Here is a 20214-nt window from a genome sequence, read left to right on the forward strand (position 1 = left end):
TAGATAATTTATGAAAGGAATTGTTTTAGCCGGTGGTAGCGGTACACGCTTGTACCCCATCACTAAGGGCATCAGCAAGCAGTGATTCCCATTTTTGATAAACCGATGATTTACTACCCTATCTCGGTGTTGATGTTGGCAGGTATCCGTGAGATATTGATTATTTCTACTCCGCACGACCTACCGGGGTTTAAGCGCTTGCTAGGCGATGGTAGTGACTATGGCGTGAGGTTTGAATATGCAGAGCAACCGTCGCCTGATGGGTTAGCGCAGGCTTTTATCATTGGCGAGGATTTTATTAGTGACGACTCAGCCTGCTTGGTGCTGGGTGATAACATTTTTCACGGCAATGGCTTTAGCTCCATGCTAAAGGAGGCGGTGCACACAGCGGAAGAGGAGCAGAAAGCTACGTGTTTGGCTACTGGGTGAGCGACCCTGAACGGTATGGTGTGGCGGAGTTTGATGATGAGGGCAACCGCCTGAGCATTGAGGAGAAGCCGGCACAGCCGAAATCGAATTATGCGGTGGTGGGGCTTTATTTCTACCCCAACGAGGTGGTGAATGTGGCTTGCCTGGAGGGCATTGCCTTTAGACAAGGATGGATTGATACCGACAAAATGCGTGAACCGGCAAAACCGATGTTGAAGAATCAATATGGACAATATCTGTTGCAGGTGGTAGAAGAAGTGGAACGCACAGGAAAGAGTAATTTATGAATAAAAGAAATATTATCATTACCGGTGGCGCCGGATTTATTGGTAGCCACGTGGTACGCTTGTTTGTGAACAAGTATCCTGATTATCACATAATCAATTTGGATAAGCTGACCTATGCGGGAAATCTGGCTAACCTGAAGGATGTAGAGGATAAACCTAACTATACCTTTATGAAAGCGGATATCTGCGACTTTGAAATGATGTTGAAGTTGATGGAGGAGTATAAGGTGGATGGCATTATTCACTTGGCTGCTGAGAGCCATGTGGATCGTAGTATCAAAGATCCTTTTATCTTTGCTCGCACGAATGTGATGGGTACGTTGGCACTGCTACAAGCAGCTAAACTGTATTGGGAGGCTCAACCTGAAAAATATGAGGGAAAACGTTTTTATCACATCTCTACAGACGAAGTATATGGTGCATTGGAGTTGACTCATCCCGAAGGTATGCAGTCTGAAATTTCCGCTCACGAGGTGTATGGTACTGAGTTCTTCAAGGAGACTACGAAGTATAATCCACACTCGCCCTATTCAGCTTCGAAGGCGAGTAGTGACCACTTTGTGCGTGCTTTCCACGATACCTATGGCATGCCGACTGTGGTGACGAACTGCTCGAACAACTATGGGCCTTATCAGTTTCCCGAGAAGTTGATTCCATTGTTTATCAACAATATTCGTCACCGCAAGCCGCTACCAGTGTATGGTAAAGGCGAAAATGTGCGCGACTGGCTTTATGTGGTGGATCATGCAAGGGCTATAGACGTGATTTTCCACAATGGTAAGGTGGCGGATACATACAATATCGGTGGTTTTAACGAGTGGAAGAATATAGATATTATCCATGTTATTATTAAGACAGTGGATAGATTGTTAGGTAATCCGAAGGGATATAGTGAGGAACTGATTACTTATGTAATGGACCGTATGGGACATGACTTACGCTATGCTATTGACTCTACGAAACTGAAGAATGAATTGGGCTGGGAGCCTAGTCTGCAGTTTGAAGAGGGGATTGAGAAGACGGTGCAGTGGTATCTGGATAATCAGGAGTGGATGGATAATATCACCAGTGGTGCCTATGAGAACTATTACGAGGATATGTATAAGAATAGATAAGTATCTGTATGGAGGAGTATAAATAACTAATTATGAAAAGATATGTAGGTCCCTGAACTCATGATAACTTTATGAGTTCCCTACACTATGTGGATTAGGAAGATACAGCGGTATATTCCTAATTTATTTCCCTCATGTCAGCATGAAAGCTGATATGTGTGTAAGGTATATCAACTGTCTGTGAAGATGGTTGATATACTCGTTTTATAGGGTATACTGTTTGGCGTTTAACTATTCTTCGAATTTCATAAAATAAAAAGAGGAAAATAAATTAGAATCAATATAAAAGAGGTAACTTTGCAAAAAAACAAAGAAGCAAATGTCAGAAGATTATTCACATAAAAAAGAAAGAAAGTCTGTACCTAAAACAGCTAAAGAGCAAGAGACTGCTTATTATTCCAGTATGTCTTATACAAAGGAAGCGCCTGATTATGTGAAAGAAGATATCCGTATAGGATTAGAACAATACAAAAGAGGGGAATGCCGTAGTGTTTCTACTTTTATGAATAAGTATAAATAATGGGCCAGTATAATCTCATTATATCTCCTAGAACAGAAGAATGTATTGATTCTGTTATTGATTTTTTATTAATGGAATGGGGATTTCAAGTGCGGCAAAAATTTCTCTCAGAACTAAGACATTGTTTTAAAATTATAGAAATAAATCCTTTCGCTTTTCCTTATATACCGGATAGATGAATCCAAAGAATATAAGATTTTAGGTTTTTCATACCCGTATTGAAAAAATATTTATCTCAAATTCCTGAAATACGCCCGCACCTTCCGCATAATCTTAATCCCCATCATTACTCCATCAAAGACCGCCATCCCCGTATTGAACGACCGCATGATGGCATCCGCCTTATTAGTTGCCGGAGCAATCGGGGCAAATATCTCACGTGTCGTAGCAGTCATGGCTCTTTTCTGAGCATGAATCTCATTCAAGAGTTTCTTTTTGCGTTCGGCAATCTCTTCTAACGTAAATTTCTTTGGTGGTGTCTGCGCACTCATAATTTATTTATTTGAATCGGTTAAAAATAAATTGGCGAGGAAGTTCACCATCGGAGAGATGATGAGCTGCTTGCGGAAAATAATGACCAGGGCGATGAGGACAACATTGATGCCTGCAATGATGGCAAAACTTGCCATGAGCCCACCTACCAATGGTTCCAAAATGTAAGCTAATGCGAAAAGCAAGTAAAACAGGGCCACCATGCCAAGGATAATAAGTACTAATATCATGATTAACGTTGAGAAAAGTATGGTTAACTTTTCCGTTAATTCTAATTTGGTATATTCTTTTTGAAGTTCTAAGTACTTCTTGAACTCGAAAAATAACTGCTGAAAATTCTCAATACTTTTATCGTCTGCAAACATGGTCGCTCTGTTTTAGTCCTTTGTTACTCACTTACTCTGCTATTTCTCCTTTCATTTCGGCTGCAATCTCATCCACGAGATTTTCCATTTCACTGCGGTTGAGCTTGATTCCTTTCTTACGGAGAATCTCGGCGATCTTATGACGGGTATCTTCTCCCTTTTCAGGAGCAAACAAAATACCAAGGGCTGCGCCTACGGCTGCACCACCCAAAAAAGCTGCTAATACATTCAATCCTTTCATAATTTGTAATGTTTAAAATGATTACGATACAACAAATATAACATTTTTATCAAAAGGTTGTTCATGAAAACGAAAAAAAAGTGCTTAGTTTTATAATTCTTTTTTTCTTTTATGGTTTAATCTTATTTAACGGGCTTCGGAGACTAACCAATATGACTTAAGGCGTACTTTTGCTACCGAATATTATAAACCAAAACATAATGGATAATAAAATTGTTTTAATAACCGGCGCAACCAGTGGAATTGGTAAAGCTTGTGCCCGTAAATTTGCGAAAGAAGGATGGGACTTGATTTTGAACGCCCGTAATGCTTCAAAATTGGAGAAGTTGATATATGAGTTAGAGGTAGAATTTCCCAAAGTAGTGACGTGGTCGTTTCTTTGTGACGTGCGTAGTCGTAAAAAGATTGAGGCGTCACTGGAAGAGTTACCGCCGGAATGGGCTGAAATCGATTTGCTGATAAACAATGCCGGACTGGTGATCGGAGTGGACAAGGAGTTCGAAGGTAGTCTGGACGAATGGGATATCATGATTGATACGAATATAAAGGGATTATTGGCAATGACGCGTCTTGTGGTTCCTGGTATGATAGAACGCGGACGGGGACATGTTATCAATATCGGTTCCATTGCCGGTGATGCCGCTTATCCGGGTGGAAGCGTGTATTGCGCCACTAAGGCTGCCGTGAAAGCTCTTTCGGATGGCTTGCGGATTGATTTGGTAGATACTCCGTTGAGGGTTACGAATATCAAGCCGGGTATGGTGGAGACTAATTTCTCGGTAGTGCGTTATCGGGGTGATAAAGAAGCTGCTGATAATTTCTATAAAGGAATCCGTCCGTTGACAGGAGATGATATCGCCGAAACGGTTTATTTTGCAGCATCGGCTCCGGAGCATATTCAGATTGCGGAAGTGCTTTTGATGCCAACAAATCAGGCAACAGGTACTATTTCGTATAAGAAAAAGCAGGAATAGACGTTTTTTTGACGGATTTCTTTGCCGGATGATAAAATTTCTATTATTTTGTTGCCCGAAACTAAATATAGATAGACGGGAACGTTGAATTATTAATTAAAACAGAGTATAGGATTATGAAAAAATTAGTCGTATTAGGAATGGGAGTATGCTTGGTTCTGGCATTTACATCTTGTAAATCCAGCGAAAGTGCCTATAAGAAAGCTTATGAGAAAGCAAAACAGCAGGAATTGGCAGAACCGCAAGTGGAAGCTCCGGTAGAAGTGACTCCGGTAGTTGCAGCTCCTGTGACAACGCCTAAAGTGGCAGATACATCCGGCGTTCGCCAGGAAAAGGTTACAGTGGTTTCCGGCAATGAAGGATTGAAAGATTACAGCATTGTGGCTGGTAGCTTTGGTGTAAAGGCAAATGCCGAAGGTCTGAAAGACTGGTTGGATGCACAAGGTTATCATTCTACTATCGCATTTAATGCAGACAAGGCAATGTATCGCGTGATTGTCAGCTCATTTGCTGATAAGATGGCTGCTGCTGAAGCTCGCGACGCATTCAAGGCTAAGTATCCGAACCGTTCGGATTTCCAGGGAGCTTGGTTGCTGTATCGTGTATATTGATTTCTTTTTGGTAATATATATTGGAAAGGACAAACGTTTTTTCCAAATAAGAAGGCGGTAACTGGGAAGTTACTGCTTTTTTATTGAGAGAGAAATGGGTCATTCCGTTTAGATATTTTTATCATTCTACTAAAAGAAGTTATAAATGATAGTGGGGAAACTTTTATAGCAAATAAAGTTTTTACTTTTGTCAACTCTTAATTTGGATGATTCACAACCTTAATGGAAATAAGGTATTAATGAAGGGATTGAATGGAACAAAAATATGTAATGGCTGCTATCGACGCGGCATTAAAAGCTGGTAAAGAAATACTTTCTATTTATGAGGATCCGGCATCGGATTTCGAGATAGAACGAAAGGCTGATAACTCTCCGCTGACAATAGCAGACAGGAAGGCGCATGAGGCGATTGTCGCTATTTTGGACGGGACTCCTTTTCCTGTTCTTAGTGAAGAAGGGAAGCATCTGGATTATGAAGTCCGCCGTACATGGGATACTTTATGGATTGTAGATCCGCTGGACGGGACAAAAGAGTTTATCAAGCGCAACGGCGAATTTACTGTAAATATAGCTTTGGTGCAGAATTGCGTACCTGTGATGGGGGTTATTTATGTACCGGTAAGAAAAGAACTTTATTTTGCAGTTGAAGGAGTGGGAGCTTATAAATGTTCCGGTATTGTCAGTCTGGAAGATGACGGAGTGTCATTGGAACAGTTGATAAAGGAATCGGAGCGGATGCCGTTGGAAGATGCTCGCGATCATTTTATAGTGGTGGCTTCCCGTTCGCACCTCTCGCCGGAAACGGAAGAATATATCGCAGATTTGAAGAAAAAACATGGTAGCGTTGAGTTGATATCCAGCGGAAGTTCTATCAAGATCTGTCTGGTTGCGGAAGGAAAGGCTGATGTGTATCCGCGTTTCGCTCCGACAATGGAATGGGACACGGCTGCCGGACATGCGATAGCTCGTGCCGCTGGAATGGAAGTGTATCAGGCCGGAAAAAACGAACCTCTACGATATAACAAGGAAGACTTATTGAATCCGTGGTTTATCGTTGAGCCCAAAAGAGAACACTAATTAATGTTTATATGACATTTGAAATTGTATTTGTACTATTATCCCTATTAGGAATGGTAGCTGCCTTGGTTGCGGATAAGATGCGCCCGGGCATGATACTTTTTTCGGTAGTGGTATTATTTTTGTGTGTCGGGATTCTGACTCCTAAAGAGATGCTTGAAGGGTTTAGCAACAAGGGTATGATTACTGTTGCTTTGCTGTTTCTGGTAAGTGAAGGTATTCGTCAGTCGGGCACACTGGGGCAGGTGATTAAGAAATTGCTACCTCAGGGCAAGACGACAGTGTTTAAGGCGCAGTTGCGTATCTTGCCTTCGGTCGCGTTTATCTCTGCTTTCCTGAATAATACCCCTGTTGTGGTTATTTTTGCTCCGATTATCAAGCATTGGGCAAAGTCGGTAAAACTCCCTGCTACTAAGTTTTTGATTCCTCTTTCGTATGTGACTATTTTGGGTGGTATTTGTACGCTGATCGGTACTTCTACCAATCTGGTGGTGCACGGGATGATATTGGAAGCCGGGTTTGAGGGCTTTTCGATGTTTGAACTTGGAAAGGTGGGAATCTTTATCGCAATTGCCGGGATTATTTATATATTTCTTTTCTCTAAACGCCTGTTGCCGGATGCACGTCCGGATACGGCTGTACCTGATGAAGATGTGGAAGAAGGAGAAAAATTGCACAGGGTGGAAGCTGTTTTGGGTGCCCGTTTCCCGGGTATCAATAAAAAATTGAAGGACTTTAATTTCCAACGTCATTACGGTGCCGAAGTGAAAGAAATCAAGACACGTAGCGGACAGCGGTTCGTGGATAATCTGGACGATGTGGTGCTTCACGAAGGTGACACGTTGGTAGTGATGGCGGATGATACGTTTATCCCGACATGGGGTGAGTCTTCGGTATTCGTGCTGCTGACAAACGGTAATGAACCGGATACTACCGGAAAGAAGAAACGCTGGTTTGCTTTACTGTTATTGGTGTTGATGATTGTCGGTGCAACAGTGGGAGAGCTTCCGATAACGAAGGAATTGTTTCCGGACATCAAGCTGGATATGTTTTTCTTTGTTTCTATTACTACTATTATCATGGCATGGACGAATCTGTTCCCTGCCCGTAAATATACTAAATATATATCGTGGGATATCCTGATTACTATTGCCTGCGCGTTTGCTATCAGTAAGGCGATGGTGAATTCGGGTGTGGCTGATTGCGTAGCGAAGTTCATTATCGGGTTAAGTGATGATTACGGGCCGCATGTATTGCTTGCCATGTTGTTTATCATCACGAATTTGTTTACAGAGTTGATTACGAACAATGCGGCTGCCGCTTTGGCATTCCCGTTGGCACTGTCGATTGCCGCCCAATTGGGGGTAAGCCCGACGCCTTTCTTTGTCGTGATCTGTATGGCCGCATCTGCCAGTTTCTCTACGCCTATCGGTTATCAGACTAATTTGATTGTGCAAGGTATCGGTAACTATAAGTTTACGGATTTTGTCCGCATCGGTTTGCCGCTTAATATCATTACCTTCTTGATCTCTGTAATTTTGATTCCGATGATTTGGAACTTTTAATAAAACTAATTTATAAATGGAAGAAAAGAATCATATATATCCCATATTCGACCGCATGATGACACGGCAGGATAAAGAGGAACTCCTGGGACAGCATAGCGTGATGATTTGGTTTACCGGACTGAGCGGGTCGGGGAAGAGTACAATCGCTATTGCGCTGGAACGTGAACTTCATAAGCGTGGATTGCTTTGCCGTATCTTGGATGGTGATAATATCCGTAGTGGAATTAATAATAACCTGGGATTCTCGGAGACTGACCGGGTGGAAAATATCCGTCGTATAGCCGAGGTTTCCAAATTGTTTTTGGATAGCGGTATTATTACGATTGCAGCGTTTATCAGTCCGAATAACGATATTCGTGAAATGGCGGCAAATATTATCGGCAAGGAAGATTTCCTGGAGATTTTCGTAAGTACTCCGTTGGAAGAGTGTGAAAAGCGCGATGTAAAGGGGTTGTATGCGAAAGCACGTAAAGGAGAGATTCAGAACTTTACAGGAATTTCTGCTCCGTTTGAAGTTCCGGAGCATCCGGCCTTATCATTGGATACTTCTAAGTTGAGCTTGGAAGAGTCGGTAAATCGTTTGCTGGAGCTGATTTTGCCCAAAGTAAAAAAGAATGTTTAGTAGAAGAATAAAATCATTATTTTAGTAATGGAAGAATATAAATTAAGCCACTTGAAGGAGCTCGAAGCAGAGTCTATTCATATCATCCGCGAGGTGGCTGCGGAATTTGAGAATCCGGTGATGCTTTATAGTATCGGAAAGGATTCTTCGGTGATGGTGCGCTTGGCTGAAAAAGCGTTTTATCCGGGTAAAGTGCCATTCCCGTTGATGCATATCGATTCGAAATGGAAGTTCAAAGAGATGATTCAGTTCCGTGATGAATATGCAAAGAAATACGGATGGAATCTGATTGTGGAAAGTAATATGGAAGCTTTTCATGCAGGCGTAGGGCCTTTCACGCATGGAAGTAAAGTACACACGGACTTGATGAAGACACAAGCGTTGCTCCATGCACTGGATAAATATAAGTTTGACGCTGCATTCGGTGGTGCTCGCCGTGATGAAGAAAAGTCACGTGCCAAAGAACGTATCTTCTCATTCCGTGATAAATTCCATCAGTGGGATCCGAAAAATCAGCGTCCCGAGTTGTGGGATATTTATAATGCCCGTGTGCATAAGGGGGAAAGTATCCGCGTATTCCCGATTAGTAACTGGACAGAATTGGATATTTGGCAGTATATTCGTTTGGAGAATATTCCGATTGTTCCGCTTTATTATGCCAAAGAACGTCCTGTTATCAACTTGGATGGAAATATCATTATGGCGGATGATGAACGTCTGCCTGAAAAGTATCGTGACCAGATTGAAATGAAAATGGTTCGTTTCCGTACATTGGGTTGCTGGCCATTGACAGGTGCGGTAGAAAGTGGTGCTGATACCATCGAAGAGATTGTGGAAGAGATGATGACTACTACTAAGAGTGAGCGTACAACCCGTGTGATTGATTTTGACCAAGAAGGTAGTATGGAGCAAAAGAAACGTGAAGGATACTTTTAATTTTAACTAGAAATGGCAGATAATAAATTAGATATAAAGGCTTTCCTGGACAAGGATGAACAGAAAGACTTGCTGAGACTGTTGACCGCCGGTTCGGTAGATGATGGAAAATCAACGCTGATCGGACGCTTGTTGTTTGACAGTAAGAAATTATATGAGGATCAGTTGGATGCGTTGGAACGCGACAGTAAACGTGTGGGGAATGCGGGTGAACATATCGACTATGCATTGCTGCTCGACGGTTTGAAAGCGGAACGTGAACAGGGAATTACGATTGACGTGGCTTACCGTTATTTTTCTACCAATGGTCGTAAGTTTATCATAGCAGATACTCCGGGACATGAACAATATACACGTAATATGATTACCGGTGGTTCTACGGCCAACCTGGCGATTATTCTGGTGGATGCCCGTACGGGAGTGATTACGCAGACACGCCGCCATACTTTCCTGGTGTCTTTACTGGGTATCAAGCATGTGGTATTGGCTGTCAACAAGATGGACTTGGTGGACTTCTCAGAAGAACGCTTTAATGAAATCGTTGCAGAGTACAAGAAGTTTGTGGCTCCGTTGGGAATTCCTGATGTGAACTGTATTCCTCTTTCTGCGTTGGATGGAGACAATGTTGTAGATTTATCTGAACGCACTCCGTGGTATAAAGGGACTTCCCTGTTGGATTTCCTGGAAACTGTCCATATTGACAATGACCATAATCTGACTGATTTCCGTTTCCCGGTTCAATATGTGCTTCGCCCGAATTTGGACTTTAGAGGATTCTGTGGTAAAGTTGCGTCCGGTATCATCCGTAAGGGAGATACAGTGATGGCACTTCCTTCAGGCAAAACGTCTAAGGTGAAAAGCATTGTAACTTATGACGGAGAATTGGATTATGCTTTCCCGCCACAGTCTGTGACGCTGACACTGGAAGATGAAATCGACGTGTCCCGTGGCGAAATGCTTGTGCATCCTGACAACTTGCCAATTGTCGACCGTAATTTCGAAACGATGATGGTATGGATGGATGAGGAACCGATGGATGTTAATAAATCGTTCTTTATCAAGCAGACTACCAATTTGAGCCGTACACGTATTGATGCGATTAAGTACAAGGTGGATGTGAACACAATGGAACATCTGTCTTTGGATAATGGACAATTGACAAAAGAAACTTTGCCTTTGCAACTGAATCAGATTGCCCGCGTGGTGCTGACTACTGCGAAGGAATTGTTCTTTGACCCCTATAAAAAGAATAAATCTTGTGGCTCGTTCATTCTGATTGACCCGATAACCAATAATACTTCAGCAGTGGGCATGATTATTGACCGGGTGGAGATGAAGGATATGAGCAATACGGATGATATTCCTGTATTGGATTTGTCAAAGCTGGGGATTGAGCCGGAACATTATGAAGCTATAGAAAAAGCGGCGAAAGAGCTGGAACGCCAGGGATTTGCCGTGAAAATAATAAAATAAGATAGTATGGGATTACTCGAATTTAACAAACTTCCGATTAATACACTGGTAGGTGCCGACTGGAAAACGTTTAAGGCAATCACTGCCGGTCGTGAAATTGATGCGGCCTATAAGGGTAAATACCGACTGACAAAGGCTGTATGCCGTTTGCTTTCTCCATTGGCCGGACTGCAAAATAGCCGGTATGAAAAGCTGTTGGCTAACCAACCGTTGGAACATGACCCGGTATTTATTCTGGGGCATTGGCGGAGCGGAACGACTTTCGTGCATAACGTGTTCTCGTGCGACAAGCATTTTGGGTATAATACAACGTATCAGACTGTATTCCCTCATTTGATGATGTGGGGACAGCCTTTCTTCAAGAAGAATATGAGTTGGCTGATGCCGGACAAGCGCCCGACGGATAATATGGAACTGGCTGTGGATCTTCCCCAGGAAGAGGAATTCGCATTGTCGAATATGATGCCATATACGTATTATAATTTTTGGTTCTTGCCGAAATATCAACAGCAGTATGCCGATAAGTACCTGCTATTTGACGACATTACGGATGCTGAATTGAAGGTTTTTGAGGAGGTGTTTACAAAACTGATTAAGATTTCTTTGTGGAATACGCAGGGGACGCAGTTTCTTAGTAAGAACCCGCCGCATACAGGCAGGGTGAAGGAATTGGTGAAAATGTTCCCGAACGCTAAGTTTATCTATTTGATGCGTAATCCGTATACTGTATTCGAATCTACACGAAGTTTCTTTACAAATACGATTCAACCGCTGAAATTGCAGGATGTAAGTAATGAACAATTAGAAGAAAATATCCTTTCTATTTATGCAAAGCTTTATCATAAGTATGAATCAGATAAACAGTTTATTCCTGAAGGGAACTTGATGGAAGTGAAGTTTGAAGATTTTGAAGCAGACGCAATGGGTATGACGGAGAATATTTATAAGTCTCTTTCCATCCCCGGATTTGCCGAAGCACGCGGAGATATAGAAAAGTACGTAGGCGGCAAGAAGGGGTATAAAAAGAATAAGTATAAATATGATGACCGGACAATTCAATTGGTAGAAGAAAACTGGGATTTTGCTTTGAAGCAATGGAATTATAATTTATAAGAAGAAAAAAGAAAGGAAAGTAATGATTCAGAAAATCGTTCATCGCCTGTTGATGACAGGTTTCGTGGCATTTTTTTCTTCCTTGTCTTTGATGGCGCAACATAGAGTGGAAATGGTTCCTTTTGGAGACATGGATCAGTGGGTAGACCGTCAGATAAAGGAATCGGGCATTATTGGTGGGAATACAAAGAATGTATATGCGATAGGGCCGACGTCTGTAATCAAGGGAGATCAGGTTTATAAGAATATGGGTGGGTCGCCTTGGGCTACTTCCAATGTGATGGCAAAGGTGGCAGGTGTTACGAAGACAAATACTTCGGTTTTCCCGGAAAAGAGGGGAGACGGATACTGCGCGCGATTGGATACACGTATGGAAAGTGTGAAGGTGCTGGGACTCGTTAATATTACAGTATTGGCGGCTGGCTCTATTTTTACCGGTTCGGTACATGAGCCGATTAAAGGTACTAAGAATCCGCAGAAAATGTTGCAGACGGGTGTCCCGTTTACCAAAAAACCGGTTGCCCTTCAGTTTGATTACAAAGTGAAGATGTCTGACCGGGAGAATCGTATCCGTGCTACCGGTTTCAGTAAGATAACGGATGTTCCCGGTAAAGATTATCCGGCAGCTATCCTGCTTTTACAGAAGCGTTGGGAAGACGCGGACGGGAATGTGTTTGCAAAGCGTATAGGTACAATGGTGACCTACTATTATCATTCAACGGATTGGAAGAATAACGTTTCTTATGAAATCATGTACGGTGACATTACAGGACGGCCGGAATACAAAGCTCATATGATGCGTTTGCAGGCTACCGAAAGTTATACGGTGAACAGCAAAGGAGAAAGCGTGCCTATTCATGAAGTGGCTTGGGGAAATGAGGAGGATGTTCCGACTCATATGTGTCTTCAGTTTACGTCCAGTCATGGAGGTGCCTATATCGGTTCGCCGGGAAATTCATTGTGGATTGATAATGTGAAGTTGGTATATTAATAGAAGGTACAACCAAAATATGAGAAATGACCGATGGTATGATTTACTATCGGTTATTTTTTTGTTTTGATTCTTCTGTAATAAATGCCCTCAGAAGGCTTCTGGACTTATATGACACTTTTATCATTCCATAAAAAACTATGTCCGAATGAAAATTTACGTGATTTTTTGTTTGTGTTATATTAAATATCTATATTTGCATTAATTTTAGAGGAAAGGACGATCATTATTGTCTCTTGGTTAGGAATGGACATTCGGGTTTATTGTCATTCTGAAAGACAATTGAAATATATTATTTACTAAAATAAATTGAGATGAAAAAGGGTTTATTGTTTATTTTATTGGCAGCAGTCTCAGTATGTCTGCCTGCTCAGGAAAAAGAAAAAGCTGCAAAGAGCTACAGAGTAGAGACAAATACGTTCGGCGCTAATTGGTTTATTAGCGGTGGCGTGGGTGCACAAATGTACTTCGGTGATAATGACAGCAAGGCAGGTTTTGGAGATCGTATTTCTCCGGCACTTGACATTGCTGTAGGTAAGTGGTTCACTCCGGGTATCGGGTTGCGTATTGCTTACAATGGCCTTCAGGCTAAAGGCGCTACTCCTAATGCTAACGATGTTTATGCAAAGGGTGGTACTTTCTCTAACGGATATTACAAACAAAAATGGAATGTTGCTAACTTCCATGGTGATGTAATGTTAAATCTGTCTAATATGTTCTGTGGATATAATGAAGAACGTGTTTATTCATTTATTCCTTATGTAGGTGCCGGATTGGTACATTCATGGTCAAAACCGACAGAAAATAACTTAGGTATTAACGCTGGTTTGATTAACCGTTTCCGTTTGTCTCCGGCTTTGGATCTTAACGTAGAATTGCGTGGATTATTGATGAAGGACGCATTTGGCGGCAAAAGCAAAGAAGCTATGGGTGGTGTGACTGTAGGTGTAACTTATAAGTTCAAAAAACGTGGTTGGGATGCAGTTCCTACTGTACCGATGGTTCCGGAAAGCCAGTTGAACGACCTGAGAGACAGAGTTAACTCTTTGAAGGGTGAAAACGAATCTCTGAAACGTGACTTGGTTGAAGCACGTAACAAGAAACCGGAAGTTATCGTTAAGAAAGAAGTTGTATCTGCTATCCCACGTCTGGTTGTTGTATTCAATATCGGTAAGAGTAATATCGCTAAGAGAGAATACATGAACATCGAGACTATGGCTAAAGCTATCAAAGAAAACTCTGGTAAAGTATATACTGTAACAGGATATGCTGATAAGGGTACTGGTTCTGCTGAGTACAACATGAAGTTGAGTAAGAAGAGAGCTGAAGCTGTTCGTGACTTGATGGTTAACGAATTTGGTGTTCCTGCTTCTCAATTGAAGGTTGATTACAAGGGTGGTGTAAGCAATATGTTCTATGACAGCGCTAAACTGAGCCGTGTAGCTATTGTTGAAGAATAATATACATTTGAAATATTATAATAAAAGAGACGTTTCCTTTCACGGGAAGCGTCTTTTTTGTATTTTTGTGCCCCATGAGCAGAATTGTAGCAATAGATTATGGAAGAAAGCGCACAGGAATAGCTGTCAGTGATACTATGCAGTTGATTGCAAACGGGTTGACAACAGTGCCTACGCATGAGCTTCTGAAGTTTATCGGTGATTACGTAGCGAAAGAACCGGTAGAACGAATTATTATCGGATTGCCTAAGCAGATGAATAATGAGGTTTCGGAGAATATGAAAAATATAGAACCTTTTGTCCGTTCACTGAAGAAGCGTTTCCCAGATATTCCGGTTGAGTATGTGGATGAACGTTTTACGTCTGTTCTGGCGCATCGCACAATGTTGGAAGCGGGGCTGAAAAAGAAGGACCGCCAGAACAAAGCATTGGTAGATGAGATAAGCGCTACGATTATTTTGCAAACATATTTGGAGAGTAAACGTTTTATTTAGTAGATGACAATAGAATAATTTAATTTATCAGTAGAATATAAAGATATGATTTTACCTATTTATGTATATGGACAGCCTGTTTTGAGAAAGGTGGCAGAGGACATAACACCGGATTATCCGAATTTGAAAGAGTTGATAGCGAATATGTTTGAAACAATGGTGCACGCAGACGGTGTAGGACTGGCTGCTCCACAGATAGGCTTGCCTATCCGTGTTGTCACCATCACATTGGATCCGCTTTCGGAAGATTATCCTGAATTTAAGGATTTTAATAAGGCTTATATAAATCCGCATATACTGGAAGTGGCTGGTGAAGAAGTGAGTATGGAAGAAGGCTGTTTGAGCCTTCCCGGTATCCATGAAACAGTGAAAAGAGGAGATAAGATTCGCGTGAAATATATGGACGAGAATTTTGTGGAACATGAGGAGGTAGTAGAAGGCTATCTGGCTCGTGTCATGCAGCATGAATTCGACCATTTGGACGGTAAGATGTTCATTGACCATATCTCTGCGCTTCGTAAGCAGATGATTAAAGGAAAGCTGAATACGATGCTGAAAGGAAAAGCACGCAGTTCTTATAAGATGAAACAGGTGAAATAAAGATAAAAAACGTTTATATCCCTGTTAAGTAAACGAAAAGCATTATTTTTGCTTCGTTTACAAGCATAAAATGTCGATGATAAAAAGAATATTAACAGTATTATTACTGTTCCCCACGCTGGTATGTGCTCAGATAAATACGGATCGGGTGATGACTATCGCCCGAAACGCTCTTTATTTCGAGGATTATGTACTTTCTATTCAGTATTTTAATCAGGTGATTAATGCGAAGCCTTATCTGTATGAACCTTATTTTTTCAGGGCGCTGGCTAAACTGAACCTGGAAGATTTTCAAGGTGCTGAAATGGACTGTGACGCTGCTATCCAGCGGAATCCGTTTGTAGTAGGCGCTTATCAGGTTCGTGGTTTGGCAAGGATTCGTCAGAGTAAATTTGACGGAGCTATTGAAGATTATCAGAAAGCTCTGCATTATGATCCGGAGAACATTACTCTGTGGCATAATCTGACATTATCCCATATTCAGAAGAAAGATTATAGTTCAGCGAAAGAAGATTTGGAGAGTTTGCTGAAGGTGGCTCCGCGTTATACTCGTGCGTACCTGATGAGGGGCGAGGTATCCTTGCAGCAAAAGGATACGATTGCTGCTTTGAATGACTTTAATAAAGCGCTCGAACTGGATAAGTATGACCCGGACGCATGGTCTGCAAGAGCAATTGTGAAATTGCAGCAGTCTAAGTATGCGGAAGCTGAGTCGGATTTTGATCGGGCTATTCATTTAAGTGCCAAGAATTCCGGAAATTATATCAACCGTGCATTGGCACGATTCCACCAGAAAAATCTTCGGGGAGCCATGAGCGATTATGACCTGGCACTGGATATTGATCCTAATAATTTTATCGGGCATTATAACCGTGGTTTGCTTCGTGCGCAGGTAGGTGATGACAACCGGGCGATTGAGGATTTCGACTTTGTGATCCAGATGGAGCCGGATAATATGATGGCTATATTTAATCGTGGTTTGCTTCGTGCGCAGACGGGTGACTATCGTGGCGCGATAAAAGACTATACAACTGTTATAGACCAGTATCCTAACTTCCTGGCCGGATATTATCAGCGTTCGGAAGCCAGACGGAAGATTGGTGACAAGAAAGGGGCGGAACAGGACGAGTTTAAAGTCATGAAGGCACAGATCGACAAGCAGAACGGTGTGACGAATAAGGATGTAGCCCAGAATCAGAATAAAGGAAAAGAAGGAGAAGACGAAGAGGGAGAAAAGACCCGTAAGAAGTCGGATAAGAATATGAATAACTATCGTAAGATAGTCATTGCGGACGACTCTGAAGCTGATCAACGCTACACGAGCGATTATCGTGGACGTGTGCAGGATAAGAACGTAAATATTACACTGGAGCCCATGTTCGCATTGACTTATTATGAGAAAATGAGTGATGTGAAGCGTTCGGTGAATTTCCACAAATATATTGAGGATTTGAATAGCTCGGGGGTACTTTCGAAACGTCTTCGTATAACGAATATGGAAGCTCCGTTGACGGAAGAACAGGTGAAATTTCACTTTGCTTTGATTGATACGCATACATCGGCTATTGTAGCAGATGAAAAGAGTGCTCCAAAACGTTTTGCCCGTGCAATTGATTTTTATTTGGTACAGGATTTCTCAAGCGCAGTTTCCGATTTGACACAAACGATTCTGCTGGACGGGGATTTTTTCCCGGCATACTTTATGCGTGCTCTTATCCGTTGCAAACAACTTGAGTATCAGAAGGCAGAACAAGCTGCCGAAACGGAAACTTTGGGCGATAAACGCAAGGAGATTACTGCGGTAGATTATGAAGTGGTGAGAAAAGATTTGGATAAAGTAATCAATTTGGCACCGGATTTTGTTTATGCTTATTATAATCGTGCGAATGTATCTGCCATGCTGAAAGATTATCGTGCTGCCGTGGCTGACTATGACAAGGCTATTGAACTGAATCCTGATTTTGCGGATGCTTATTTCAACAGAGGGCTTACTCATATTTTCTTAGGTAATAATAAGCTGGGTATTTCTGATCTAAGTAAAGCAGGCGAGCTGGGTATTGTTTCCGCTTATAATGTAATCAAGCGTTTTACGGATCAAACGGAATAACATTTTTTTGATAAAAAATGGAAAACTCAAAAGATTTAGTTACTTTTGCGTTCAAATTGTGAAAATATAACATAATCATATTATGATAAAAATAACATTTCCCGATGGCTCCATTCGTGAGTATAACGAAGGAGTGAACGGTTTACAGATTGCAGAAAGTATCAGTTCGCGTTTGGCACAGGATGTATTGGCATGTGGCGTGAATGGTGAAACTTATGATTTAGGACGTCCTATTAATGAAGATGCAAATTTCGTACTTTATAAATGGGATGATGAAGAAGGTAAACATGCCTTTTGGCATACAAGTGCCCACTTGCTGGCTGAAGCTTTGCAGGAACTTTATCCGGGTATCCAGTTTGGTATCGGTCCGGCTATTGAAAACGGATTCTACTATGATGTGGATCCGGGAGAAGCTGTGATTAAAGAAAGTGACCTGCCTGCTGTTGAAGCTAAAATGCTGGAATTGGCTGCAAAGAAAGAGGATGTAGTCAGAAAGAGCATTGCTAAAACAGATGCTTTGAAGATGTTTGGCGATCGTGGGGAAACTTATAAATGTGAATTGATTTCCGAATTGGAAGACGGACACATTACTACGTATACACAGGGTGCATTTACTGACCTTTGCCGTGGTCCTCACTTGATGACGACAGCTCCGATAAAGGCTATCAAACTGACTACTGTTGCCGGTGCTTACTGGCGTGGTCACGAAGATCGTAAGATGCTGACCCGTATCTATGGTATTACGTTCCCGAAAAAGAAAATGCTGGATGAATATCTGGTATTGCTGGAAGAAGCGAAGAAACGTGACCACCGTAAGATTGGTAAGGAGATGCAATTGTTCATGTTCTCTGAAACGGTTGGAAAGGGACTTCCAATGTGGTTGCCGAAAGGTACTGCGTTGCGTCTGCGTCTGCAGGAATTCTTGCGTCGTATTCAGACCCGCTACGATTATCAGGAAGTGATTACTCCGCCGATTGGTAATAAACTGCTGTATGTGACTTCCGGTCACTATGCAAAATATGGCAAGGATGCATTTCAACCTATCCATACACCGGAAGAAGGTGAAGAGTACTTCTTGAAACCAATGAACTGCCCTCATCACTGTGAGATTTACAAGAACTTCCCACGTTCGTATAAGGATCTGCCTTTGCGTATTGCAGAATTCGGAACAGTTTGCCGTTATGAACAAAGTGGTGAGTTGCACGGTTTAACTCGTGTTCGCAGCTTTACGCAGGATGACGCACATATCTTCTGCCGTCCTGAACAAGTGAAAGATGAATTCCTTCGTGTGATGGATATTATATCTATCGTGTTTCGTTCTATGGATTTTCAGAATTTTGAAGCTCAGATATCATTGCGTGATAAAGTGAACCGCGAGAAGTATATCGGTAGCGATGATAACTGGGAAAAAGCTGAACAGGCTATTATCGAAGCTTGTGCGGAAAAAGGCTTGCCTGCTAAGATTGAGTATGGAGAAGCTGCTTTCTATGGTCCTAAGCTCGACTTTATGGTAAAAGACGCTATCGGTCGTCGTTGGCAGTTGGGTACTATCCAGGTTGACTACAATTTGCCGGAACGTTTTGAACTTGAATATATGGGTTCTGACAATCAGAAGCATCGTCCTGTAATGATTCATCGTGCTCCGTTCGGATCTATGGAGCGTTTTGTTGCCGTGTTGATTGAACACACTGCCGGTAAGTTCCCATTGTGGTTGACACCGGAACAGGTGGTTATTCTGCCGATCAGTGAAAAATTCAATGAATATGCAGAACAAGTGAAGATGTATCTGAAGATTCATGAAATCCGTGCGATTGTAGATGATCGTAATGAGAAGATTGGCCGTAAGATTCGCGATAATGAAATGAAGCGCATTCCTTACATGCTGATTGTCGGTGAGAAAGAGGCTGAAAATGGTGAAGTTTCTGTTCGCAGACAAGGCGAAGGTGACAAGGGAACCATGAAATTTGAAGAATTTGCTAAAATTTTGAATGAAGAAGTTCAGAATATGATAAATAAATGGTAACTTTGCAGCCGTTTCAGAATAAAATATTTAGTATAACAATTAAAAGATCAAACTAGGAAGTAAACGTTTTTAATGAAGAATGACACTCTAAAAGGGCAATATAGAATCAATGAACAGATTCGTGCCAAGGAAGTTCGCATAGTAAGCGACGATATTGAACCGAAAGTATATCCTATCTTTCAGGCTTTGAAAATGGCCGAAGAGAAAGAGTTGGATTTAGTGGAAATTTCTCCGAATGCTCAACCCCCTGTTTGCCGTATAATTGATTATTCTAAATTTCTTTATCAGTTAAAGAAACGTCAGAAGGAACAGAAAGCAAAGCAGGTGAAGGTTAATGTGAAAGAGATTCGCTTCGGACCTCAGACAGATGACCATGACTACAACTTTAAGTTGAAGCATGCCAAAGGATTTCTGGAAGACGGTGATAAGGTGAAGGCTTATGTGTTTTTTAAAGGTCGTTCCATCCTTTTCAAGGAACAAGGTGAAGTATTGCTGCTTCGTTTTGCCAATGACCTTGAAGACTATGCAAAAGTAGACCAGATGCCAATGCTTGAAGGAAAGCGTATGACTATACAACTTTCTCCGAAAAAGAAAGATATTCCTAAAAAGCCGGTAGCTACGAAACCTGCTGCTCCTGTGCAGAAAGCAGAAAAGCCGGAAGCTGGAGAAGAATAAGAAAAAGTGCGTAACGCGCAGGTATAGTGCGTTGCCATTAT

The 20214-nt window shown here is 41.8% G+C and carries 20 protein-coding genes and 1 pseudogene; 18 read left to right on the forward strand and 3 right to left on the reverse strand.

What is annotated here, in order from left to right; translation table 11 throughout:
• The first annotated feature begins 10 nt into the window (after positions 1 to 10).
• The 3 genes and pseudogenes from BacF7301_RS15810 to BacF7301_RS15820 all read left to right on the forward strand — a co-directional run bounded on the left by BacF7301_RS15810 (position 11) and on the right by BacF7301_RS15820 (position 2351).
• Positions 11 to 716: pseudogene (locus BacF7301_RS15810) on the forward strand (sugar nucleotidyltransferase).
• On the forward strand, positions 713 to 1831 hold the full coding sequence (rfbB, locus tag BacF7301_RS15815) for a dTDP-glucose 4,6-dehydratase (RefSeq protein WP_167964287.1): 1119 nt from the start codon (positions 713 to 715) through the stop codon (positions 1829 to 1831). The pseudogene BacF7301_RS15810 and the gene rfbB overlap by 4 nt, the downstream one beginning before the upstream one ends.
• A 319-nt stretch (positions 1832 to 2150) precedes the next feature.
• Complete coding sequence (locus tag BacF7301_RS15820; protein WP_167964289.1) at positions 2151 to 2351, forward strand: hypothetical protein; 201 nt, start codon at positions 2151 to 2153, stop codon at positions 2349 to 2351.
• 230 nt (positions 2352 to 2581) lie between these two features.
• On the opposite strand, the gene BacF7301_RS15825 is transcribed toward BacF7301_RS15820, so the two are convergent.
• From BacF7301_RS15825 to BacF7301_RS15835, 3 genes are read right to left on the reverse strand one after another with little or no spacing between them, the layout of a single operon-like run.
• Positions 2582 to 2842, reverse strand: coding sequence for a hypothetical protein (locus BacF7301_RS15825; RefSeq protein WP_167964291.1), 261 nt, complete (start codon positions 2840 to 2842; stop codon positions 2582 to 2584).
• A gap of 3 nt (positions 2843 to 2845) precedes the next feature.
• Positions 2846 to 3208 (reverse strand): phage holin family protein, encoded by a 363-nt coding sequence (locus BacF7301_RS15830; protein WP_167964293.1) that lies wholly within the window; start codon positions 3206 to 3208, stop codon positions 2846 to 2848.
• 31 nt (positions 3209 to 3239) lie between these two features.
• Positions 3240 to 3449 (reverse strand): YtxH domain-containing protein, encoded by a 210-nt coding sequence (locus tag BacF7301_RS15835; RefSeq protein WP_005677876.1) that lies wholly within the window; start codon positions 3447 to 3449, stop codon positions 3240 to 3242.
• A 200-nt stretch (positions 3450 to 3649) separates the two neighbouring features.
• Between BacF7301_RS15835 and BacF7301_RS15840 the strand changes: the two genes are divergently transcribed.
• The 15 genes from BacF7301_RS15840 to infC all read left to right on the forward strand — a co-directional run bounded on the left by BacF7301_RS15840 (position 3650) and on the right by infC (position 20173).
• A complete protein-coding gene (locus BacF7301_RS15840) occupies positions 3650 to 4423 on the forward strand; it encodes an SDR family oxidoreductase (RefSeq protein ID WP_167964295.1) in 774 nt (257 codons plus the stop codon).
• Between the two features lie 116 nt (positions 4424 to 4539).
• A complete protein-coding gene (locus tag BacF7301_RS15845; RefSeq protein WP_044653391.1) occupies positions 4540 to 5034 on the forward strand; it encodes an SPOR domain-containing protein in 495 nt (164 codons plus the stop codon).
• 252 nt (positions 5035 to 5286) lie between these two features.
• Positions 5287 to 6111 carry a 3'(2'),5'-bisphosphate nucleotidase CysQ gene (gene cysQ / locus BacF7301_RS15850; protein ID WP_167964297.1) on the forward strand — a complete coding sequence of 275 codons (825 nt, stop codon included), beginning with the start codon at positions 5287 to 5289 and terminating at the stop codon, positions 6109 to 6111.
• An 11-nt stretch (positions 6112 to 6122) separates the two neighbouring features.
• Positions 6123 to 7676, forward strand: coding sequence for an SLC13 family permease (locus BacF7301_RS15855; RefSeq protein WP_167964299.1), 1554 nt, complete (start codon positions 6123 to 6125; stop codon positions 7674 to 7676).
• Positions 7677 to 7692: 16 nt separating this feature from the next.
• Complete coding sequence (gene cysC / locus BacF7301_RS15860) at positions 7693 to 8301, forward strand: adenylyl-sulfate kinase (RefSeq protein WP_167964301.1); 609 nt, start codon at positions 7693 to 7695, stop codon at positions 8299 to 8301.
• Positions 8302 to 8328: 27 nt separating this feature from the next.
• Positions 8329 to 9237 (forward strand): sulfate adenylyltransferase subunit CysD, encoded by a 909-nt coding sequence (gene cysD, locus BacF7301_RS15865; RefSeq protein WP_167964303.1) that lies wholly within the window; start codon positions 8329 to 8331, stop codon positions 9235 to 9237.
• 12 nt (positions 9238 to 9249) lie between these two features.
• Entirely contained in the window at positions 9250 to 10710 is a 1461-nt protein-coding gene (cysN, locus tag BacF7301_RS15870) for a sulfate adenylyltransferase subunit CysN (protein ID WP_167964305.1), read from the forward strand.
• A 6-nt stretch (positions 10711 to 10716) separates the two neighbouring features.
• Positions 10717 to 11823 (forward strand): cholesterol-responsive sulfotransferase, encoded by a 1107-nt coding sequence (locus tag BacF7301_RS15875; protein ID WP_167964307.1) that lies wholly within the window; start codon positions 10717 to 10719, stop codon positions 11821 to 11823.
• Positions 11824 to 11845: 22 nt separating this feature from the next.
• Positions 11846 to 12814: a PCMD domain-containing protein gene (locus BacF7301_RS15880; protein WP_167964309.1), complete on the forward strand. Its 969-nt coding sequence runs from the start codon at positions 11846 to 11848 to the stop codon at positions 12812 to 12814.
• A gap of 314 nt (positions 12815 to 13128) precedes the next feature.
• Entirely contained in the window at positions 13129 to 14274 is a 1146-nt protein-coding gene (locus BacF7301_RS15885; protein ID WP_167964310.1) for an OmpA family protein, read from the forward strand.
• 74 nt (positions 14275 to 14348) lie between these two features.
• Positions 14349 to 14768, forward strand: a complete 420-nt coding sequence (ruvX, locus tag BacF7301_RS15890; protein WP_167964312.1) for a Holliday junction resolvase RuvX — start codon at positions 14349 to 14351, stop codon at positions 14766 to 14768.
• Positions 14769 to 14813: 45 nt separating this feature from the next.
• A complete protein-coding gene (gene def, locus BacF7301_RS15895) occupies positions 14814 to 15368 on the forward strand; it encodes a peptide deformylase (RefSeq protein WP_167964314.1) in 555 nt (184 codons plus the stop codon).
• Positions 15369 to 15444: 76 nt separating this feature from the next.
• Positions 15445 to 17475, forward strand: a complete 2031-nt coding sequence (locus tag BacF7301_RS15900; RefSeq protein WP_167964316.1) for a tetratricopeptide repeat protein — start codon at positions 15445 to 15447, stop codon at positions 17473 to 17475.
• 82 nt (positions 17476 to 17557) lie between these two features.
• On the forward strand, positions 17558 to 19498 hold the full coding sequence (thrS, locus tag BacF7301_RS15905) for a threonine--tRNA ligase (RefSeq protein WP_167964318.1): 1941 nt from the start codon (positions 17558 to 17560) through the stop codon (positions 19496 to 19498).
• Between the two features lie 72 nt (positions 19499 to 19570).
• On the forward strand, positions 19571 to 20173 hold the full coding sequence (gene infC / locus BacF7301_RS15910; RefSeq protein ID WP_167964320.1) for a translation initiation factor IF-3: 603 nt from the start codon (positions 19571 to 19573) through the stop codon (positions 20171 to 20173).
• The last annotated feature ends 41 nt before the right edge of the window (positions 20174 to 20214 follow it).

Source organism: Bacteroides faecium (genome assembly GCF_012113595.1).
Taxonomy (GTDB): Bacteria; Bacteroidota; Bacteroidia; order Bacteroidales; family Bacteroidaceae; genus Bacteroides; species Bacteroides faecium.